At 70.3% G+C, this 19,799-nt stretch carries 15 protein-coding genes; 6 read left to right on the top strand and 9 right to left on the bottom strand.

Annotated features, from left to right (window positions below; translation table 11 throughout):
- Positions 1–4,044 (top strand): beta strand repeat-containing protein (locus tag QSG27_RS11440; protein ID WP_407653204.1); only part of this gene is annotated, 4,044 nt, incomplete at its 5' end.
- Between the two features lie 63 nt (positions 4,045–4,107).
- A complete protein-coding gene (locus QSG27_RS11445; RefSeq protein ID WP_306706160.1) occupies positions 4,108–4,833 on the top strand; it encodes a SapC family protein in 726 nt (241 codons plus the stop codon).
- A gap of 90 nt (positions 4,834–4,923) precedes the next feature.
- Here QSG27_RS11445 and QSG27_RS11450 read toward each other — a convergent pair whose 3' ends face one another.
- Positions 4,924–5,430: a hypothetical protein gene (locus tag QSG27_RS11450; protein ID WP_306706162.1), complete on the bottom strand. Its 507-nt coding sequence runs from the start codon at positions 5,428–5,430 to the stop codon at positions 4,924–4,926.
- A 407-nt stretch (positions 5,431–5,837) separates the two neighbouring features.
- Positions 5,838–6,209: a hypothetical protein gene (locus QSG27_RS11455; RefSeq protein WP_306706164.1), complete on the bottom strand. Its 372-nt coding sequence runs from the start codon at positions 6,207–6,209 to the stop codon at positions 5,838–5,840.
- Between the two features lie 331 nt (positions 6,210–6,540).
- Between QSG27_RS11455 and QSG27_RS11460 the strand changes: the two genes are divergently transcribed.
- Positions 6,541–7,995, top strand: coding sequence for a TrkH family potassium uptake protein (locus QSG27_RS11460; RefSeq protein ID WP_306706166.1), 1,455 nt, complete (start codon positions 6,541–6,543; stop codon positions 7,993–7,995).
- Here QSG27_RS11460 and QSG27_RS11465 read toward each other — a convergent pair.
- A complete protein-coding gene (locus tag QSG27_RS11465; protein WP_306706168.1) occupies positions 7,970–9,631 on the bottom strand; it encodes a lysylphosphatidylglycerol synthase domain-containing protein in 1,662 nt (553 codons plus the stop codon). The two genes, QSG27_RS11460 and QSG27_RS11465, sit on opposite strands and share 26 nt — an antisense overlap.
- Before the next feature lie 105 nt (positions 9,632–9,736).
- On the opposite strand from QSG27_RS11465, the gene QSG27_RS11470 reads away from it, so the two are divergent.
- Both QSG27_RS11470 and QSG27_RS11475 read left to right on the top strand, forming a co-directional pair.
- The gene (locus QSG27_RS11470) at positions 9,737–9,964 is read left to right on the top strand and encodes a hypothetical protein (protein ID WP_306706170.1); all 228 of its coding nucleotides are present in this window, start codon (positions 9,737–9,739) and stop codon (positions 9,962–9,964) included.
- A gap of 74 nt (positions 9,965–10,038) precedes the next feature.
- The gene (locus QSG27_RS11475; RefSeq protein WP_306706172.1) at positions 10,039–11,763 is read left to right on the top strand and encodes a sensor domain-containing diguanylate cyclase; all 1,725 of its coding nucleotides are present in this window, start codon (positions 10,039–10,041) and stop codon (positions 11,761–11,763) included.
- Here QSG27_RS11475 and QSG27_RS11480 read toward each other — a convergent pair.
- From QSG27_RS11480 to QSG27_RS11505, 6 genes are all read right to left on the bottom strand, one after another.
- Entirely contained in the window at positions 11,760–12,113 is a 354-nt protein-coding gene (locus QSG27_RS11480) for a hypothetical protein (protein WP_306706174.1), read from the bottom strand. The two genes, QSG27_RS11475 and QSG27_RS11480, sit on opposite strands and share 4 nt — an antisense overlap.
- 110 nt (positions 12,114–12,223) lie before the next feature.
- On the bottom strand, positions 12,224–13,753 hold the full coding sequence (locus QSG27_RS11485) for an AMP-binding protein (protein WP_306706176.1): 1,530 nt from the start codon (positions 13,751–13,753) through the stop codon (positions 12,224–12,226).
- A 55-nt stretch (positions 13,754–13,808) separates the two neighbouring features.
- Positions 13,809–15,578, bottom strand: a complete 1,770-nt coding sequence (locus QSG27_RS11490) for an ABC transporter permease subunit (protein WP_306706178.1) — start codon at positions 15,576–15,578, stop codon at positions 13,809–13,811.
- Entirely contained in the window at positions 15,575–16,681 is a 1,107-nt protein-coding gene (locus QSG27_RS11495) for an ABC transporter ATP-binding protein (protein ID WP_306706180.1), read from the bottom strand. The genes QSG27_RS11490 and QSG27_RS11495 overlap by 4 nt, the downstream gene beginning before the upstream one ends.
- Positions 16,682–16,711: 30 nt before the next feature.
- Positions 16,712–17,791 carry an ABC transporter substrate-binding protein gene (locus QSG27_RS11500; protein WP_306706182.1) on the bottom strand — a complete coding sequence of 360 codons (1,080 nt, stop codon included), beginning with the start codon at positions 17,789–17,791 and terminating at the stop codon, positions 16,712–16,714.
- Positions 17,792–17,911: 120 nt separating this feature from the next.
- Complete coding sequence (locus QSG27_RS11505) at positions 17,912–18,682, bottom strand: enoyl-CoA hydratase/isomerase family protein (RefSeq protein WP_306706184.1); 771 nt, start codon at positions 18,680–18,682, stop codon at positions 17,912–17,914.
- Positions 18,683–18,848: 166 nt separating this feature from the next.
- Here QSG27_RS11505 and QSG27_RS11510 point away from each other — a divergent pair, with 166 nt between their 5' ends.
- The gene (locus QSG27_RS11510) at positions 18,849–19,742 is read left to right on the top strand and encodes an IclR family transcriptional regulator (protein WP_306706186.1); all 894 of its coding nucleotides are present in this window, start codon (positions 18,849–18,851) and stop codon (positions 19,740–19,742) included.
- The last annotated feature ends 57 nt before the right edge of the window (positions 19,743–19,799 follow it).

Genomic DNA, 19,799 nt, shown 5'->3' on the forward strand with positions numbered 1-19,799 from the left:
GGAGCGGTGACGCTGGGCGGCGACACGACGGTGAACGGCGGAGCCGCCACCTTCACCGGCGCGGTGGACGGCGCCTATGCGCTGGCGGTCAACAACAAGGGCACGACGCAGTTCACCGGCGCGGTGGGCGGCACGACGGCGCTCGCCAGTCTGACCACGGACGCGGGCGGCACGACGAGCCTGCGCAACGTCACCACCACGGGGGCGCAGACCTACAACGATGCGGTGACGCTGGACGGGACCTACACGGCGACGGGCGGCACGGTCACCTTCAACGCGGCGGCGACGCTGGGCGGCGCGGCGACGGTGAACGCCGGGACCGCGACCTTCAACGGCACGGTGGACGGCGCCCAGGCGCTGACCATCGCCGGGACGGGCACGACGCAGTTCAACGCGGCGGTCGGCGGCACGACAGCCCTGGCGAGCCTGACCACCGAGGCGGGCGCCACGGTCGGCCTGCGCAACGTCACCACCACGGGCGCCCAGACCCACAACGCCGCCACCACGCTGAACGGCGCCTACACGTCGGCCAACAGCGCGGTCACCTTCAACGGTGCAACCACGCTGGCCGGGGCGACGGCGGTGAATGCGGGCTATGGCACCATCACCTTCAACGGCACGGTGAACGGCGCCCAAGCCCTGACGGTGGCCTCGACCGGGGCGATGGTGTTCAACGCGGCGGTCGGCGGGACCACGGCCCTGTCCAGCCTGACCACCGGCACCGGCTACACCAGCCTGACGAACGTGACCACCGCGGGTGCGCAGAGCTATGGCGGGGAAACCAGCCTGATCGGCACCTACACCACCGGCAGCGGCGCCTTCACCGTCGCCGGCCCGGTGACGCTGGCGGGGGCCGCGACGGTCAACGCCGGCAGCGGCGCGGTGACCTTCAACGGCACGGTGGACGGCGCCCAGGCGCTGACCGTCAACGGCAACGGCGCCACCCGGTTCAGCGCGGCGGTCGGCGGCACGACGGCGCTGGCGCGCCTGACCACGGACGCGGACGGCACGACCAGCCTGCAATCGGTGACCACCAGCGGCGCCCAGACCTACAACGACGCCACGACGCTGAACGGCGCCTACACGTCGGCCAGCAGCGCGATCACCGTCAACGGTCCAACCACGTTGGCCGGGACGACGGCGGTGAATGCGGGAAGCGGCGCCACCGCCTTCAACGGCACGGTGAACGGCGCCCAGGCCCTGACGGTGAACTCGACCGGGGCGACGGCGTTCAACGCGGCGGTCGGCGGCACCACGGCCCTGTCCAGCCTGACCACCGGCACCGGCTCCGTCAGCCTCGTCAACGTGACCACCGCGGGCGCGCAGAGCTACGGCGGGCCGACCAGCCTGACCGGGACCTACACGACCGGCAACGGCGCCTTCACCGTCGCCGGCCCGGTGACGCTGGCGGGCGACGCCACGGTCGATGCCGGCAGCGGTGCGGTCCTGTTCCTGGGTACGGTGAACGGCGCCCGCGCCCTGGCCGTCAACAGCAAGGGCACGACGCGGTTCGCCGGCACGGTCGGCGGCACGACGGCGCTGGCGCGCCTGACCACGGACGCGGACGGCACGACCAGCCTGCAATCGGTGACCACCAGCGGCGCCCAGACCTACAACGACGCGGTGACCCTGGACGGCGCCTATCAGGCCGGGACCGTCTTCACGGCGGCGAAGGCCGTGACGCTGGGCGGCGACAGCCGGATCGCCGGCAACGGCGGGATCACCCTCGCCTCCACCCTCGACGGCGGGCGGGCGCTGACGCTGAACAGCGGCGGCGACATCCTGCTGGGCGGCGCGGTCGGCGGCACCAGCCGTCTGGGCGCGCTGACGGTGAACGGCAGCGGCACGGCCACCTTCGCCGGAGCGGTGAAGGCGGCCTCGCTGGCCACCGACGCCACCGGGATCACCATCCTGAACGGCGGCGGCGTGGACACCAGCGGGGCGCAGACCTATGCCGACGCGGTGACGCTGGGGGCCGACACGGTCCTGACCGGCAGCCTGGTGTCGCTGTCCGGCGGCATCGACGCGGCGGCGGCGGGCCGCCAGGGACTGACCATCGCCGGCAACGCGGCCCTGTCCGGCACCCTCGGCACCCGCCAAGCGCTGGCCGCGCTGACGGTGAACGGCGAGACCCTGCTGGACGGCGCCACGGCGGTCACCAGCGGAGCCCAGATCTACGGCGGCGCGGTTCGTCTGGCCGGCACCCCGTCGACCCTGACCGGTGCGGGCGGCGTCGCCGTCGCCGGGACGCTGGACGGCGGGCAGGCCCTGACCGTCGCCAGCGGGACCGCCGACGCCATCTTCGCGGGCGTGGTCGGCGGGACCGAGCGGCTGGGCGCCCTGACGGTGACCAGCGGCGGCCAGACCCGCTTCGCCCAGTCGGTCCGCGCGGCCTCGGTCGTCACCGACGCGGCGGGCACGCTGGCCCTGGACGGCGGCTCGATCGACACCACCGGCACCCAGACCTATGGAGAGCGGGCGGTGCTGGGGACCGACACCCGCCTGACCGGCAGCACCGTGGTGCTGGCCGCCGGCCTCGACGCGGCCGCCCGCGGCGCGCAGGGGCTGACCATCGCCGGCAACGCCGTGATCAACGCCGCCGTCGGCGGCGCGCAGGCGCTGAGCCGACTGACGGTTAGCGGTGCCGCCGCCCTGAACGGCGGCGCGGTCACCACCGTGGCGGAGCAGAGCTACACCGGCGCGGTGACGCTGGGGGCCGACGCGGTCCTGACGGGCGGGACGGTCTCCCTGCTGAACGGCGGCAACGCCCCCGCCGGCGGGGTGCAGGGGCTGACGGTCGACGGCGACGCCGTTCTGGCCGGGGTCTTCGGCGAGACCGGCGCGCTGCGGCAGATCGCCGTCAGCGGCGGCACCCGCCTGACCGGCGCCACCGTCGCCACCACCGGGACGCAGCGCTTCGGCGGCGCCCTGACGGTGGCCGGCGCCAGCGCGCTGACCAGCGGCGGCGGCGACCTCGTGTTCGGCGGGTCCATCGACAGCGCCGACCGCTCCGCGCTGTCGCTGAACGGCGCGTCCATCCGGGCGGCGGGCGACATCGGCGCGTCGGGCCTGATGGGCGACGTGACGGTCCGGGCCTCGGGCGGCGTCTTCTACGACGGCGCGGTGACGGTGCGCTCGCTGACCCAGACGGCGGGCGGCGAGAGCCGATTCGCCAAGGCGCTGACCGCGACCGGGACGGGCGGCCTCCGCCTGACCGGCGCCGGCTTCACCTTCGGCGCGGGGGTGAACAGCGCGGGCTCGCTGGCCGTCGTCGCGACGGTCGGCTCCGGCACGGTGACCTTCGGACGCGATGCCACGGTTGTCACGGAGGAGGGCTTTACCCAATCCGGTGGATCGGGCATTGTTCTGCCCGCCAGCATCACGGCCAAGAACGGCCCGATCACGCTGGGCGCCGTGGCGTCCCTGCCGGACGGCCAGGCGTCCATCGCGGCGGGCGGCCCCATCACGATGGCGGGGCTCCAGGGCAAGGCCACGGCGCTGACCATGGCGTCCGACGGCGGGGCGCTGTTCATCGGACAGGAGTCTGGGACCGCCTTGCAGAAGATCGACGTGCTGAGCCTGACCGTTCCCAAGGCCGGTTCCGCCCGGATGTTCGGCACCGTGGCCGGCAAGACGGACGCGCTGGCCGCCAGCGCGATCGACAGCCCGCTGCGGGCCGCCCCCTACTTCATCAACAACACCCCCTGGGGGCCGACGCAGCAGGTCAGCCGGGTCGCCGCCACCGTCGTGGTGGAGGTTCCGGTTCCCAGCACCCCCGGCGTCACCAGCCTGTTCACCGGCACGATCACCGGCGCCGGCCTTACGCCGAACGCGCTGGCCGCCTACGCCGCGCCGCAGGTTCTGTCCCTGTCCGGCACCACCCCGTCCCTGACCGGTGCGGGCGCCCAGCCGGAGGTCCTGTCCACCGGTGCCGGCACGGCCCCGGCCACCGGCGGCGCCGGGGCGCAGCCGGAGGTTCTGACCACCGGTCCCGCGCCGTCCGTGACCGGCAACCCGCAAACGGAAAAGGAGGAGGCGCGCTGAGGCGCGCCGGCTCCATCGGCAAATCTGTCGCCTTGTAGATTCCTTCCCTTTGGATAGCGCACGATGACCGACCCGAACCTGCCCCTGTTCTACAAGAGCCCCCGCCCGTTGCAGGCCGCCCGCGACGCCGACCTGTCGCTGCGGACCGAGCCGAACTACGCCTTCGCCGCCGGCACCAATTCGGTGCCGCTGATGGCGGTGGAGTTCGTGGCGGCCTGCAAGCAGTACCCGATCCTGTTCTCCGACGGCCCGGTGGTGCAGCCGGTGGCGCTGCTCGGCCTGCGCACGGGCGAAAATCTGTTCGTCGATGCGGACGGCGCCTGGGAGGAGGGGGCTTACGTCCCCGCCTATGTCCGCCGCTACCCGTTCATCTTCCTGGAGAATGAGGACGGTTCCCAGCTCACCCTGTGCGTCGACGAATCGGCGGACGCCGTCGTTCCGGGCCGGGACAACCCCTTCTTCGTGGACGGGCAGCCGTCCGCGCTGACCAGCAACGCGCTGGAGTTCGTCAAGGAAGTCCAGGCCCAGAACGGCTACACCACCGAGTTCGTCGCGGCGGTGACCGGTGCCGGCCTGCTGTCGGAAAAGCGCGCCGACATCACCCTGAACAGCGGTGAGCGGCTGAGCCTCGCCGGCTTCAAGGTGATCGACGAGGCGGCCTTCAACCAGCTTCCCGCCGAGGAGCTGGTGGCGTGGCGCGACCGCGGCTGGCTGGGGCTGGTCTATGCCCACCTGATCTCGGTCAGCAGCTGGTCGGGTCTGGTGGACCGTCTCGCCAGCCGGGACTGATCCGGTCCGGCCTGACAGGAAACAAGCCCCCGCACCGGGCCACCACCCTAACCCTCCCCCACCTTCGGCGGGGGAGGGAACTCCGCGTCCTCAAAACCCCTTTTCGATCTTGAACACGTCCGGCTCGTTCGGCTTCTCGATGTAGGAGAGCTGGAGCGTCGGCGGCAGGGCGGGGGTGTCGTCCGAGGGCTTCGGCGGGACGGAAAGGGTCAGCAGGGACATGCGCCCCTGGGCGTCGGTGCCGCGGAAGACGATCACCTGCGAGCCGTCGCCGACCGGCGCGTTCAGCAGCATTCCTTCCTGCCGGTAGCCCTGCGCCACGAAATAGTTGCGCAGCGCGTTGGCCGCCCCCACCAGGGCGTTGGGGTCGATCTTCGGATTCACCGCGCCGCCCCACAGCACGTTCACCTGGAACAGCTTCTGCGTCGAATGGCCGAGGATGTAGGCGATGGCCGCCGGCCCGGCGCCGGTCTGCAGGTCGTCCACCTTGACGATCAGGCTGGTGGTGCGCTCCGTCGGGTTGGTTTCGCGGCGGATGTCGGTGCCGGCGATCTTGAAATCCTTGGTGATGGCCTTCGTGACCTCGTCGGCGGTCATGCCGAAGCGCGCCGAGCGGAAACCCGTGACCTTCGCGGCGGGCGCCTCCGGCGTTGCGGCGGGTGCGGCCCCGGGTGCGGCCCCGGGTGCGGCTTGGGCAGCGGGCGGCGGGCTGCGGTCCGTGGTCGCGGCCCGGGCCGCACCCGGGGTCGCGCCCACGATGGTGCCGGCCACGACAAGGGCGGCGGCGAGGGACAAGCCCAGGACCGGACCCGGGACCGGACGATGAAACGGCATAACGAAATCTCCACAGGGCATCGAGGCGATTCGGTCGGCGGCTCAAGGCAATCGCATGAGAGATTCCCTCTTTCCCTCCGGGCAGAGGGCCAACCGCCCGAACACGACTGTTCCGGACGGCAGTTTAGCAAAATCCGGCCCTGTCTCAGGGGTGAATCATGATCGCGCCCTCAGGTTCTTCCTCCGGTGCGGAAAGCCTCGGCGAAATTCTGAATCTTGTCCGACGACACCGACAGCAGGGCCTTCGTGACCGCCGCCGGGCGCCGGGATTGGGCGGCGGCGATCTCCGAGACCAAACGTTCGAGGGCCGGGGTCGCGCTGCGGTAGCGGAAGCGGCTGTTCGCGTCCACGGCGATCAGTCCCGCCCGTCCAAGATTCCCCAAGACTTCCTGGAGGATGAGCGTGCTGCTGCGCGATTCGCGAATGAGATCCTCCGGACTCCACCCCCTGTCCGGATCACGCCGTAAAATCAGCAGGATCTCCAGGGTCCACACCGTCTTGATCGAATGTTGGAGAAAGATCAGGGCATCGTCCGAAAGCACGCCGCCAGTCCATTGTCTGTTCCAGTTCCCTGCGGGTCCCGGCCATCCGGGAAGGCTCGGCGATTTGAGCCGGAAGTCGAGGCGGAGTGTGCACAGGATGCCCGCCGCCGTCTAGCCCCCCTGCCCATTCCGGCAGGCGCGCATCCGGCCCGTTTCCAGACATCTTTCGGGGTATCGGATCACCCATGGGGCGGATCGGCGGCTTTGTCCCGCCCGGACAGCCCGGGTGAGGCCGCCGGAGGAAAAATCGCCGTGAGGCGCGGTTCGGGAATGCCGAACCGGTGCAATCGTGACAACTTAGGCCGCAATTCCGACTGTCCATGGCCTGTGCATGACCGGTTTCGACACCCGCCCCGTCTTCTTCATCATCGGCGCGCTTCTCAGCGTGCTGGCCGTCGCGATGCTGCTTCCCATGGCCGTCGATCTGGCGACCGGCAATCCGGACTGGATGGTATTCGCCATCGCCTTCGCGCTGACGTTGTTCTTCGGCGTGCAGTTCATGCTGGCCAACCGCATGGACCGGATATCGCTGAACCTGCGGCAGGCCTTCCTGCTGACCGCGCTGTCCTGGGTCGTGGTGTGCGCCTTCGCCGCCGTGCCCTTCATGGTGTCGCAGATCGACCTGTCGGCGGCCGACGCCTATTTCGAGGCGATGTCGTCCCTGACCGCCACCGGGGCCACGGTGATCTCCGGCCTGGACGGGCTGGCGCCGGGGCTGCTGCTGTGGCGGTCGCTGCTGCAATGGCTGGGCGGCATCGGCATCATCGGCATGGCCATCGCCATCCTGCCCTTCCTCCAGGTGGGCGGCATGCAGCTCTTCCGCTCGGAATCCTCCGACCGCTCGGACAAGGTGACGCCGCGGGCCAGCGACCTCGCCATCGCGGTGGGCTGGATCTATCTGTGCCTGACCGCCGTCTGCACGGTGATGCTGGCCTATGCCGGCATGTCCTGGTTCGACGCCGTCAACCACGCGATGACCGCCGTGTCCACCGGGGGCTTCTCCACCCGCGACGCGTCCATCGCCAGTTGGAACAGCCCGGCCATCGAGTGGGTTCTGGTGGTCTTCATGGTGCTGGGCGGCATGCCCTTCGTCCGCTTCATCAGCCTGGCCCAGGGGCGGGCGGCCAGCTTCTGGTCGGACACGCAGATCCGCTGGTACCTCGCCTTCCTGGCCGTGGTGTCCTTCGGCATGTCGGTCTGGCTGACGCTGACGCGGGACGTGCCGTGGGACGACGCCATCCGGGTGACCACCTTCAGCGTCGTCTCGGTGGTCACCACGACGGGCTACGCCTCCATCGACTACGAGCGGTGGGGGCCGATGGCGTCGGTGGTCTTCTTCATCCTGACCTTCGTCGGCGGCTGCACGGGATCGACCTCGGGCGGGTTGAAGATCTTCCGGTTCGAGATCCTGTTCATCGTCGTGCGCGCGCTCCAGCGCCGTCTCTACAGCCCCAATCTGGTGATTCCGCTGAGCTACAACGGCAAGCCGGTCAGCGCCGACGTGATGATCTCGGTGATGAGCTTCGGCTTCGTCTATCTGATGTCGGTGTTCGTCCTGGCCTTCGTCCTGGCCTTCCTGGGGGTGGACGTGGTGTCCGCCCTGTCGGGGGCGGCGACGGCGGTCAGCAACGTCGGCCCGGGGCTGGGACCCACCATCGGCCCGGTCGGCAACTACGCCACCATGCCGGACGGGGCCAAATGGGCGCTGTCCGCCGGGATGCTGCTGGGCCGGCTGGAATTCTTCACCATCCTGGTCGTTCTCAGTCCGTCCTTCTGGCGGCGGTGAGGGGGCGCGGGGCGGCGGCGTCACGATTCCGCGGCTCTCGGCTGGCCGCGGAGACCAGATGGGCCACGGCGGCGCCGAGCGCGATCACCCCCACCGCCACCGACGCCCGCAGGAAGCGGGAGGCGTCGCCGTGCAGGGTGAAGTGCCACCACAGCTCGTCGCTGAAGGCGACGTGCTTGTAGGAGAACAGGCCCAGCCAGAAGGCGCTGGCCAGGGCCACGCCGGTGGCGATGAACCAGCTCGGCGCCGGGGGGTTGCGCAGGATGTTGCCGCGCCGGTGGAACTCCTTGCGGGCGGGCAGCAGGGCCAGGAAGATCAGCCCCGGCACGACCGCCTCCTGCCAGTCGCCGCCCTTCAGCAGGGCCGAGGCGCAACCGGCGGCCAGCAGCACCAGCGACAGCACCCAGGCGGCGTGCAGCCGCCGCTGCACCGCGTGGGCCAGCAGGATCAGCAGCACCCCGGCCACGCTGCCCGTGAAGTGGGACATCTCCATCAGCGGCAGCGCCGTGGCGTCGAGGGGGGAGGGCAGCGTCTCCTCCGGCGTGGCGCGGGAGAACAGCAGGAAGGCCCCGGTGATGAAGATGCAGGCGGCCAGCACCAGCGGCACCACCGGGCTGACGGCGGCGGACATCACGCGCGACAGGCCGCCGATGCGGTGCCGGGCCTGGAAGGCTTCCAGCGCGCCGAACATCAGCCCGGCGATCACCAGCGGCGCCAGATAATAGATCAGCCGGAAAACCAGCAGCCCCGCCATCACGTCGTTGCCGGGCATGGCCGGGGTCAGGCTGACCAGCACGATGGCGTCGAACACGCCCAGGCCCCCCGGGACGTGGCTGATGATCCCGGCGACCAGCGCCAGCCCGAAGGCCACCAGCACGTCGGCGTAGCTCACCGCGTCGCTCGGCGGCAGGCAGAGCCAGAGCACCAGCGCCGCCAGCGACAGGTCGCACAGCCCCAGCAGCAGTTGCCGCAGCGCGATGGCCGGGCGCGGAAAGGCGATGGCGTGGCCGAACAGCCGCAGGGGCCGCCGCAGCCAGAATCCGCCCACCGCATAGGCCCCCAGCACCGCCAGCGCCGCCAGCCCCAGCAGCAGGGCGCTTCCCGGCGGGACGTGCAACGCCTTCAGGGCCGTGGGGTCGATCAGCATGACCACCGGCATCACCGTCGCCAGCCCCAGCATGAAGGTGGTGACGACGAACAGCGTGACCTGCGCCACCTCCACCCCGCTCAGGCCGTGCGGCGCGTACAGGCGGTAGCGGACGGTCGCCCCGATGATGCTGGCGAAGCCCAGGCTGTGGCTGAAGGCGTAGCTGGTGAAGGCGGTGAAGGCCACCCAGCGGTAGGGCAGGGGCCGCCGCAGATGACGCAGCGCCAGCAGATCGTAGAGCGTCAGCAGCCAGTAGCTGACCGCCGCCGCCCCCGCCGCCGCGAGAAGCTGCGCGCCGGTGATGCGCCCCAGCGCCTGCCGGATGTCGGCGACGCTGTACTGGTCCAGCCAGCGGTTCAGGATGACCAGCGCCCCGGCCAGAAGCGCCAGGATCAGCAGCCCCGTGCCGTAGCGCAGCAGCCGCTGCGTCCAGGCCGCGGTCGGCGGGTCGTCGTCGCGGGTGTCGGTGGGTGGGGCGGTGTGGACCATGGCTGACAGGATCGCTCCGGGCGCCTAGGATGACGGGGCTTGGGACAAGAACAACACCGCGCAGCGAAAAAGCGCATGGCCGTGGAGGGCCTTCGGGAGCAACCGATGCATCTTGTGCTTTATCTCGCCACCGGGCTGTCGTCGGCCAACACGGTGATTCTGCTGCTCGCCTATCTCTGGGACAGCTCGGTGACGCTGTTGGGCGGGGCGACCGGCTATGGGCTGCGGCCCGACGGCGTGTCCTTCACCCTCTCGCTGTTCACCACGGTCCTGCTGCTCTGGTACGCGCTGGTGCTGCGGCGGCGGAAGGGGCCGGAGCAAGGCGTGCGGTAGAAGGAGAAGGTTTCCTCAAATTATGTTAGAAAGCCCATCGGTGCATTCTTCGTGCCGAGGCGGCGACCACCACCATGAGTCATCAGGCTGATCCGAACCAATCCGGGGCCGGCGCCCCCGGCGCGGCGGCGCGCCCGATGAGCGTGGCCGACCTGCCGCTGCTCGACGGGCTGTGGATGCCGGTCTGGCTGCATGACGGCGGGCGCGGGCGGATGGTCTGGGGCAACCGCGCCGCCCTGGAGCTGTGGAACGCGGCCTCGCTCGCCGACTTCCAGGCCCGCGATTTCGGCGCCCAGCCCGCCGCCGCGCCGAAAAGCGCGGGGGAGCAGGCGACGGGCCGCTGGACCTTCTACCCCAAGGGCCGCGCGGTCACGGCCTGGGTGCGCCGCACCGGCATTCTGCTTGAGGACGGAAGCCTAGGCATCCTGCACGAGGCGCAGGTCGCCGCCCCGTCCGGTGCCGACCCCGACGACGGCGCGGCGGAATGCGCCGGCTCCGACACGGAAGCGCTCCACCGCGAGCGCGCCATGCTGCAAAGCCTGATCGATTCCATGCCGGACATCGTCTTCTTCAAGGACGTGGACGGCACCTATCTGAAGTGCAACCGGGCGACGCTCGACTATGCGGGGCGTCCGCCGCTGGGGCTGACCGACCACCGGCTGTTCGACGCGGAGACGGCGACCCGCCGCCGCCGCACGGACCGGATCGCCATGGAGAAGGGCTTTTCCCGCAGCGAGGAGTGGTTCACCTACCCGGACGGGCGCCGCGTGCTGATGGAAACCGCCAAGGCCGCCTGCCTCGACCGCAGCGGCAGGGTGCTGGGCGTCGTCGGCATCGCCCGCGACATCACCGAGCGGCGGCAGACGGAAAAGCAGCTTCTGCGGCAGCACGCCCTGTTGCAGGGGATCATCGACACCATCCCCGACGCCGTCTTCTTCAAGGACCGCGACGGCGTGCTGCGCAAGGCCAACCGCGCCTTCGCCTCCTGGACCGGGCGGCCCCTGGAGCAGTTGGTCGGGCTGGGCAGCCACGAGATCTGGCCGCCGGGAATGGCGGACGGCATCCGCGCGGGCGACGGGCTGGTCTATGCCGAGGACGGACCGCTGCGCAACGAGGAGGCCATTCCGCTGCCCGATGGCGGGCGGATCTGGGTCGAGATCCTGAAGGCGCCGATCCGCGACGCGGGCAACGAACTGCTTGGGCTGGTCGGCGTCGGGCGGGACATCACCCTGCGCAAGGCCGCCGAGGAGACCCTGCGGCGCAGCGAGGCGGAAAAGGACCATCTCGCCAACCACGACGCCCTGACCGGCCTGCCCAACCGCCGCCTTCTGTTCGACCGGCTGGACGTGGCGCTGGCCCGCTCGCGGCGGTCCGGGCGCCCGCTCGCCCTGCTGTTCATCGACCTGGACGGCTTCAAGGCTGTCAACGACCGGATGGGCCACGATTGCGGCGACGAGGTGCTGCGCATTGCCGCCACGCGGCTCGCCGGCTGCCTGCGCCGCAGCGACACGGTGGCCCGCGTGGGCGGCGATGAGTTCACCATCGTGCTGGAAGATGTGGCTTCCGCCGCGGACGCCGGGGGCGTGGCCGCCAAGATCGTCGAGGCGGTGGCGCTGCCCATCCCGGTGCAGGGCCCGGTGGAGGGGAATACCGCGTCCATTGGCGCCAGCGTCGGCATCGCCCTGTTCCCCGCCGACGGTGACGACGCCCGCAGCCTGCTGGTCGCGGCGGACGGCGCCATGTACCGGGCCAAGCAGGCGGGCCGCGGCACCTACGTCTTCTACGAGGGCCAGCGCTAAGGGCAGACCGCCTCGACGATGCGGCAGACGTCGCCCGCCGTCCGCGGGGTGAAACGGGCCAGCAGCCCGCCGCGCAGTTCCGGAACGATCAGCGACACCGGCTGGTCGGCGGGAACCGTCAGGTCGTGGTCGAGGTCGCAGACGCTGACATAGTCCAGCCCGGTCATCGCCACCAGAAGGGACTGGCGGCCCTGCTCGTCGACGGCGTGCGCGATGGCCCGCCCGTTGACGGCGGCGTAGGCGGCGGCCTGATCCTGCGTGTAGCGGGACACCGGCAGCACCCGCAGCGACGGGTGGCTGCGCAGGACCGTGGCGATGAGGGCGTTGAGACCGCTGGACAGGCTCGGCATGGGTTCCAAAGGCTTCCGACTGTGGAGCGCCATGCTACCACGAAATCCGCCGCCGGGGGTGCCGCCCCCGCGCGACGCGGAAAATGGTCACGCAGGGGCGTCCCGGCCCGTCAACCGCTCAGCCGGTCCCAGCAGCCGTCCAGCGCGGGGGACAGCTTGTGCTTCATGATGCGCTGGCTGGGCGTGCGCTCGAACTCCTCCACGACCGCGATGTAACGCGGATTCTGGTAGGGGGCGAGCTGCCGCCCGAGCCAGCCGGACAGGGCCGGGATGTCCAGCGTGGCTCCGGCCTTCGGCTTCACGAACAGCTTGATGTCCTGCTCGCCCACGTCGGCGGCGACGCCGATGATGGCGCAGTCCTCGACCGCGGGGTGGGTGGCCGCGACATGCTCCACCTCCCAGGCCGAGACGTTCTCGCCCTTGCAGCGCACGCTGTCGGTCATCCGTCCGTGGAACAGAAGCGTGCCGCCCGCGTCCAAGGACCCCAGGTCGCCGGTGTGCAGTGCGCCGTCCTTCAGCGCGCGGGCCGTCGCCTCCGGGTTGCGGAAATAGCCGGCGAAGATGGCGCCGGGCCGGTCGGTGCGGACGACGATCTCGCCGCGCTCGCCCTTCGGCACGGGCTTGCCCGCGCCGTCCAGCAGATCCACGGTGAACCAGGGCATCGGGCGGCCCACCGCGCCGACCACGCCCTCGTCGTTGCAGGTGGTGATGCTGGACGCCTCGGTCATGCCGTAGCATTCGCGGATCTGCACGCCGAACCGCTCCTCGAAGGGTGTCCAGGTCTCCTTGGGGCAGCCGCCGCCCCAGGCGATGCGCACGGGGTGGTCGCGGTCGCGCGGCGAGACGGGCTGCTTCAGCAGGATTTGCAGGATGCCGCCCAGATAATGGATGTGGGTGGCCCCATACTCCCGCACCTGATCCCAGAAGCGGCTGGCGCTGAAGCGGTCCACCATGGCGAGCGACACGCTGCGGATCAGCGGCATGACGATCATCTGGGCGCCGCCGATGTGGTACAGCGGCTCCCACACGAACAGCACGTCGCCGTCGCGGGCGGCGGACACGCGGGCCACCGCCTCGCCGGCCAGCCGCATCATGCGGTGCGACACCAGCACGCCCTTGGGCCGCCCGGTGGTGCCGGAGGTGTACATGATGGCGAAGACATCGTCGGGGGCGGGCGGCGCCTCCTCGAAGGTGGCGCCGGACTCCAGCAGGGACTCCAGCCGCAGCGCCGCGGACGGGTCGCCCTGGACGATCAGCGGCGTGCCGGCGGGCACCGCCCCGGTCTCCGCGATCACCGGCAGGAATTCGGCCTCGGCGACGATGGCGCCGGGTTCGGAATGCTCCAGGATGTAGCGCAGCCCCTCGCCGCGCTGCTGGGCGTTGATCGGCACCCAGACCAGCCCCGCCTTGGCGAGGCCGAACAGGGTGGAGAGCACCAGCGGGCTGTTGCGCAGCATCAGCGCCACGCGGTCGCCGGGCTTCAGCCCCAGCCGCCGCAGCTCCGCCGCCACGCCGTCGGACTGGCGGTCGAGCGTGGCGAAGCTCAGCGCCTCGCCGTTGAAGCGGGCGAACAGGCGGGCGCGTCCGGTCCGGGCCGCCTGCGTGAACAGGCGGACGAACCCTTCTTCGAAATCGGACATGATGCGGGTCTCGAATGCGTTTGGTCGGTTGGTTGCGGCCGAATGGGTGTGCGGATCACCGCGCCGGACGGCGCAGCCATTCCGCGATCAGCAGCAGGGCCATCACGATCGCGAAGACCACGACGGACACGGCGGCCAGCGTCGGGTTCAATTGCAGGATCATGTCGTCCCACATCTGCTTGGGCAGCGTGGTCTTGACGCCGCCGCTGACGAAGATCGCCACGGTCAGCTCGTCGAAGGAGGTGATGAAGGCGAACAGGAACGCCGCCACCAGACCGCCGCGGATCAGCGGCACGGTGACCAGCATCAGCGTCCTGAAGCGGTTCGCCCCCAGCGTCGCCGCCGCCTGGTCCAGCCGCCAGTCGTGCCCCTTCACCACCGCGGAGATGGCGACGAAGGCGAAGGGCAGGGCCAGCACCGTGTGCCCGATGATCAGGCCGAGGTCGGTGGCGACCAGCCCGATCTGGGCGAACAGGTAGAACAGCCCGACCGCGATGACGATGCGCGGCACGATCATCGGCGCCAGGAAGAAGGCGAAGATCGCCCCCCGCCAGCGCGAGGAGGAGCGGGCGAGCGCCAGCGCGGCCAGACCGGCGACCAGCGTCGCCAGGATCGCCGTCGCGAAGGCCACCGCGAAGGAGCGGACCGTCGCCGACACCCACAAGTCGGAGTTGAAGTAGACCCGGAACCACTCCAGCCCATAGCCCGGCGGCGGGAAGTCCAGGAAGGGGGAGGTGGTGAAGGCGATGGGAACGACGACCAGCGCCGGGGCCACCAGGAAGACGATCACCAGGGCGGAATAGAGCGGCAGCAGCCGGTCCATCATCTTCGGCCCCAGCAGGCGTCCGACCGGGCCGCCCAGCGCCGCCGACGCCTTGGCGAGCGCCGACAGCGTTTTCATTCCGGCGTTGCGCAGGTGGCCCTGACCGCCGCCGGCCCGCCCGGAGGTCTCGCCCGACAGGGAGGACAGGCCGAACAGCCGGTCGTAGACCCAGCAGGTGACCATGGCCGCGACCAGCATGAAGGTGGCCAGGGCGCCCGCGAAGGCCCAGTTCAGCATCTCCTGGATCTGGGTGATGATGAGCTGCGCCAGCATGGTCTGCTGCGGCCCGCCGAGCAGAGCCGGAACGATGAAGAAGCCCAGCGAGGAGATGAAGGTCAGCAGCCCCGCCGCCGCCACGCCGGGCAGCGACAGCTGAAAATAGACCAGCCAGAAGGCGTTGGCCGGCGGCGCGCCCAGCGTTTCCGCCGCCTGGACCAGCCGGCGGTCGATGGTGGTCATCACCGGCAGCATGGTCAGCACGGCCAGCGGCAGCATGGCGTGCACCATGCCGGCCATCACGCCGAACTCGTTGTGGAGCAGCGGCAGGGTGGGCATCCCCGTGCCGGACAGGATCTGGTTGATGACGCCGGTCCGCCCCAGGATGACCATCCAGGCGAAGGTCTTCACCAGATAGCTGGTCCAGAAGGGCACCATCACCGCCAGGATCGCCAGCCCGCGCTGGCGCTCCGGCAACTGCGCCAGCCAATAGGCCAGCGGATAGCCGAACAGCAGCGACAGCAGGGCGGTCAGCCCGGCGATGCGGAAGGTGCTCATCAGGACGCGGAAATAGACGTCCGTGGCGACGATGCGGGCGTAATGGTCGCCGGTCCAGGCTGAGGTTTCCAGATCCTGGACGCTGAGGCCGAGCAGCCGCAGCACCGGGAACAGGAAGAACACCGCCAGGAAGGCGAGGCCGGGGGCGGCCAGCCACAGCGGGCCGAAGCGCAGCCGCCGCCGCGCCGCGGCGAAGGCTCCGTCATGGTGCAGGGTGGCGGCGCTCATGACACCAGCACCCCGGCGTCGGCGCGCCAGCGCACCGCGACCACCTCGCCCAGCCGCGGCGGGGCAAGGCCGCGGCGCAGGCGGACGGTGATCGTCTCCTCGCCACCGCCCAGCGCGACCAGCACGCGGGTTTCGGAGCCGGCGTAGACGGTGTCCACCACCTCGCCCCGCACCTCGTTGTCGCCCTCGCCGTCGATGTCGAGCTGTTCGGGCCGGACGACCAGCGCGCCGTCCGGACGCTCCGGCGTGTCGGCGGACAGGCGGAAGCTGCCGTTGCCGGTGACCAGCATGGGGGTGCCGGCCCCGTCGCGCCGGACCTGACCGCGGAAGATGTTCGACACGCCGATGAAGTCCGCGGCGAAGGCGGTCTTCGGGCGGGCGTAGATGTCGTGCGGGGTGCCGATCTGCTCGATGCGCGCGTGGTTCATCAGGCAGATGCGGTCCGACATGGCCAGGGCTTCCTCCTGGTCATGGGTGACGTAGATGATCGTGGCGCCCGTCTCGCGGTGCAGGCGCTTGATCTCGTACTGCATGTGCTCGCGCAGCTTCTTGTCCAAGGCGCCCAGCGGCTCGTCCATCAGGATGACCGAGGGCTGGTAGACGAAGCAGCGCGCCAGCGCGACGCGCTGCTGCTGCCCGCCGGACAGCTCCTTGGGGAAGCGCCCGGCGAGATGGCCGAGATGGACCATCTCCAGCGCGTCCTTCACGCGCCGCGCCAGATCCGCCGGGGCAACGCCGCGCATGCGCAGGGGAAAGCCGATGTTCTCGGCCACCGTCAGGTGCGGGAACAGGGCGTAATGCTGGAAGACGAGGCCGATGTCCCGCTTGTGCACGGGGGTGCGGGTCTCGTCCTGCCCGTCGATCAGGATGCGCCCTCCGCTCGGCTCCACCAGCCCGCAAATCATCTGAAGCAGCGTGGTCTTGCCGGAGCCGGACGGGCCGAGCAGCGTCAGGAACTCGCCCGCCGGGACCTCCAGGCGGGTGGGTTCCAGAGCGGTGATGGCGCCGTACCGTTTGGTCAGGCCATCGACCAGCAGCTTCGGCGTGGCGGCGGCCCCGGCCTGGACGGGTGCTGTGCGCGCCTGTGCGAGCGGTGAGAGCATGGCGGCGGGTCTCCTTTCCGGTGGGCGGGCTTAGCCGAGAATCCAGGCGTTGAAGCGCTCGTTCATCTTCGACCGGTTGGCGCCCCACCAATCCTCCTTCGCGATGGTCATCACCTTCAGGTTCTCTTCATAGGTGGGCAGCGCCTGGGCGCGCTCCTTCGGGATGCTCTTGTAGGCGTCGAGGTTGGTCGGGCCGTAGGCCAGCACCTCGGTGAAGGCGGCCTGACGGGCCGGATCGGCGCAGAACTTGATGAACTGGCGGGCGGCGTCGGCGCGCGGGTTGCCGCGCGGGATGCCCCAGCCCTCGATGGAATAGAGCCCCTGGTTCCAGCCGATCTTCACCGGGGCGCCGCCGTCGATCACCGCCTGGGCGCGGGCGTTCCACAGGGCGATCATGTCCACCTCGCCGCTCTGGATGAGCTGGCTGGACTGGGCGCCGCCGGTCCACCAGACGGCGATGTGCGGCTTGATGCGGTCCAGCGCCTTGAAGGCGCGGTCCACGTCCAGCGGGTAGAGCTGGTCGAGCGGCACGCCGTCGGCCAGCAGCGCCTGCTCCAGCGTGTCGATGGGGTTCTTGCGCAGCGAGCGGCGGCCCGGGAACTTCTCGACGTTCCAGAAATCGGCCCAGCTCTGCGGCGCGTTGGCGGCGAACTTGTCGGTGCGGTAGCCGAGGATGGTCGAATAGACGTCGGTGCCCATCCAATGGCTGGTCAGCGAATCCGGCATCAGGCCGGGCGCGTCCGCCGCGGTGAAGTTCAGCGGCTCCAGCAGGTTCTGCTTCATCAGGATGTCGCGGGCCGACAGGGTCAGGGTGCAGACGTCCCAGGTGTAGGACTTGGTCTCCACGATGGCCTTGAACTGGGCGGTCGGCTCCGCCTCGCGGGCGACGTTGACCACCTTGATGCCGGTGGCCTTCTCGAACGGGTCGTAGAAGGACTTGCGGAAGGCCGGGCTGTAGGGGCCGCCCGGGTCGGCGACGGTGATCTGCGTCGCCGCCGCGGCAACGGCCGGACGGAGCAGCCCGGCGGGCAGGGTGGCGCCCAACGCCACGCCGGCGGCCCCCTTCATCAGGCTGCGGCGGTCCATGGAGAAGCCGGAGGTCTTACGCATGTGAAACTCCCTGTTCTTTGCCGGGGCGTCTCTGCTGTCCCGGTGGGTGGGCGCCGCTTCGGCGGCACGGTCGGGCGGTTCGTTGCGCCCCTGGAATAATGCCTGGGAATTAAGCCGCGATTACGCGCGCTTCGCGGCGCGCTTGGCGAGGAATTCCTCCATCATCCGGGCCGGCTCGCCGGAGGCGTAGGCTTCGCGCTGGATGCGCACGCCGGCGGCCAGGGAATCGCGGAATCCGGCCTCGGTCATCTCGCGGAAACGCTGCTTGTCCAGCCGCATGGCGACCGGCGGCTTGGCAGCCAGCTCCTCGGCCAGGGCCAGGGATTCGGCCATCACGCGGTCCTGCGGGACGATGCGGTTGATCAGGCCGATGCGGTGGCTTTCCTCGGCGTCCATCAGCCGGCCCGTCAGGGTCAGGTCGATGGTGCGGGCCAGACCGATCATCTCCTTCATGATCCAGGGGCCGGTGGTGCTGGCGATGCCGGAGTTGATTTCCGGCTGGCCCATGCGCACGCCGGGGTGGCCGATGCGGAAGTCGCCGAGCAGGGCCACCTGGAAGGCGGAGCCCGCGGCGACGCCGTTCAGCGCGACGACCAGCGGCTTCGACAGGGTGCGCATGCGGTGGTACAGCCGCTCCCACTCCGCCACCCATTCCTCGGCGCGGTCGGCATCGAAGGTCTTGGTCTCGTTCAGGTCCTGCCCGGCGCCAAAGGCGCGGTCGCCGGCCCCGGTGAGGATGATGGCGCGCACACCGTCCTGCTTTTCGAACTGGTCGAAGGCGACGACCAGCTCATCGCGCATCGCCCGGTTCCAGGCGTTCAGGATCTCCGGGCGGTTCAGCGTGATGATGCCGACCGGACCACGGACCTCGGTGAGGATGAATTTGAACACGGCTCCACTCCTGTAAGCGGGTCTTTTCGCGCGCCTTGCGGGCGTTCCGGCGCCTCGTCGGGCGGCGCGTCGTATTGCAATACGATACTTGGTATTGAATAGCTTGGCTTGCTTTGCTAGACCTGTCAACGGTATCTCTCGCACATCAACTTCAGGACCGATCGCCATGGCCCCGCGCCGTCCGTCTCCCCGACCGTCCGACACGGAATTCACCCCCGGCGACGGGTCTGCCGGCGACGCCCCGGTGAAGGAGGAGGGCACCGCCCGCACCGGCGATCCATTGATGGTCATGTCCGTGGAAAAGGCGTTCCGCGTCCTGAACGCGTTCGACGCCGCACGCCCGGCGATGAGCCTGACCCAGATCGCCTCCATCGTCGGCATGGACAAAAGCGCGGCGCAGCGCTTCACCCACACGCTGGAAAAGCTGGGCTATCTGCGCAAGGACCCGGAGACGAAGCGGTTCGAGCTGACGGTCAAGACGCTGGACCTCGGTCACCACTACATGCGCGGCAACGGGTTGCTCGAGCGCTCGATGCCGTACCTGATGCATCTCAGCAAGACGACCGAGGAAACCATCAACCTGACCGAGCTGGACGACACGGAGATCGTCTTCGTCTCGCGTTTCATGAGCCGCCATGTGCTGAACACCGACGTGGTCATCGGCATGCGGATGCCAGCCTACTGCACGGCCCCGGGCATCGCGATGCTGTCGCGCATGCCGATCGAGGAGGTCTGCGACCGGCTCGACCGCATGGACCTGCATCCCTACACGCCGAACACCACCTGGCAGCGGGAGGATCTGCTGGCGAAGATCGAGCGGTCCGCCGGCCTCGGCTACGCCACCGCCTTCGAGGAATATTACCACGGCGACCTGTCGATCGCGGCGGCCATCGTCAACCCGGCGGGGGCGCCCATCGGGGCGATCAACATCGCCGTCTCGCGCTCCCGCTTCACCCCGCAGGAGGCGGAGGAGCGTTTCGCCCCCCTGGTCGTCGCCGCCGCCGCGTCGATCTCCACCATCGGGCGTCCGCCCCCGCCGAGAAAAAACGCACGGGGGTGAAAAAAGCGCTTGCCGGGCTTGGCCGACCCGCCTATAACCCGGCTCCCACGACGCCGG

The sequence above is a fragment of the Azospirillum isscasi genome (genome assembly GCF_030849505.1).
GTDB lineage: Bacteria > Pseudomonadota > Alphaproteobacteria > Azospirillales > Azospirillaceae > Azospirillum > Azospirillum isscasi.

What these genes read in the sequence shown, in the direction of transcription:
- QSG27_RS11445 (WP_306706160.1), top strand. Translation starts at nt 4,108, where the DNA reads ATGACCGACCCGAACCTGCCCCTGTTCTACAAGAGCCCCCGCCCGTTG.
- QSG27_RS11450 (WP_306706162.1), bottom strand. Translation starts at nt 5,430, where the DNA reads ATGACCGCCGACGAGGTCACGAAGGCCATCACCAAGGATTTCAAGATC.
- QSG27_RS11460 (WP_306706166.1), top strand. Translation starts at nt 6,541, where the DNA reads ATGACCGGTTTCGACACCCGCCCCGTCTTCTTCATCATCGGCGCGCTT.
- QSG27_RS11465 (WP_306706168.1), bottom strand. Translation starts at nt 9,631, where the DNA reads ATGGTCCACACCGCCCCACCCACCGACACCCGCGACGACGACCCGCCG.
- QSG27_RS11470 (WP_306706170.1), top strand. Translation starts at nt 9,737, where the DNA reads ATGCATCTTGTGCTTTATCTCGCCACCGGGCTGTCGTCGGCCAACACG.
- QSG27_RS11475 (WP_306706172.1), top strand. Translation starts at nt 10,039, where the DNA reads ATGAGTCATCAGGCTGATCCGAACCAATCCGGGGCCGGCGCCCCCGGC.
- QSG27_RS11480 (WP_306706174.1), bottom strand. Translation starts at nt 12,113, where the DNA reads ATGCCGAGCCTGTCCAGCGGTCTCAACGCCCTCATCGCCACGGTCCTG.
- QSG27_RS11485 (WP_306706176.1), bottom strand. Translation starts at nt 13,753, where the DNA reads ATGTCCGATTTCGAAGAAGGGTTCGTCCGCCTGTTCACGCAGGCGGCC.
- QSG27_RS11490 (WP_306706178.1), bottom strand. Translation starts at nt 15,578, where the DNA reads ATGAGCGCCGCCACCCTGCACCATGACGGAGCCTTCGCCGCGGCGCGG.
- QSG27_RS11495 (WP_306706180.1), bottom strand. Translation starts at nt 16,681, where the DNA reads ATGCTCTCACCGCTCGCACAGGCGCGCACAGCACCCGTCCAGGCCGGG.
- QSG27_RS11500 (WP_306706182.1), bottom strand. Translation starts at nt 17,791, where the DNA reads ATGCGTAAGACCTCCGGCTTCTCCATGGACCGCCGCAGCCTGATGAAG.
- QSG27_RS11510 (WP_306706186.1), top strand. Translation starts at nt 18,849, where the DNA reads ATGGCCCCGCGCCGTCCGTCTCCCCGACCGTCCGACACGGAATTCACC.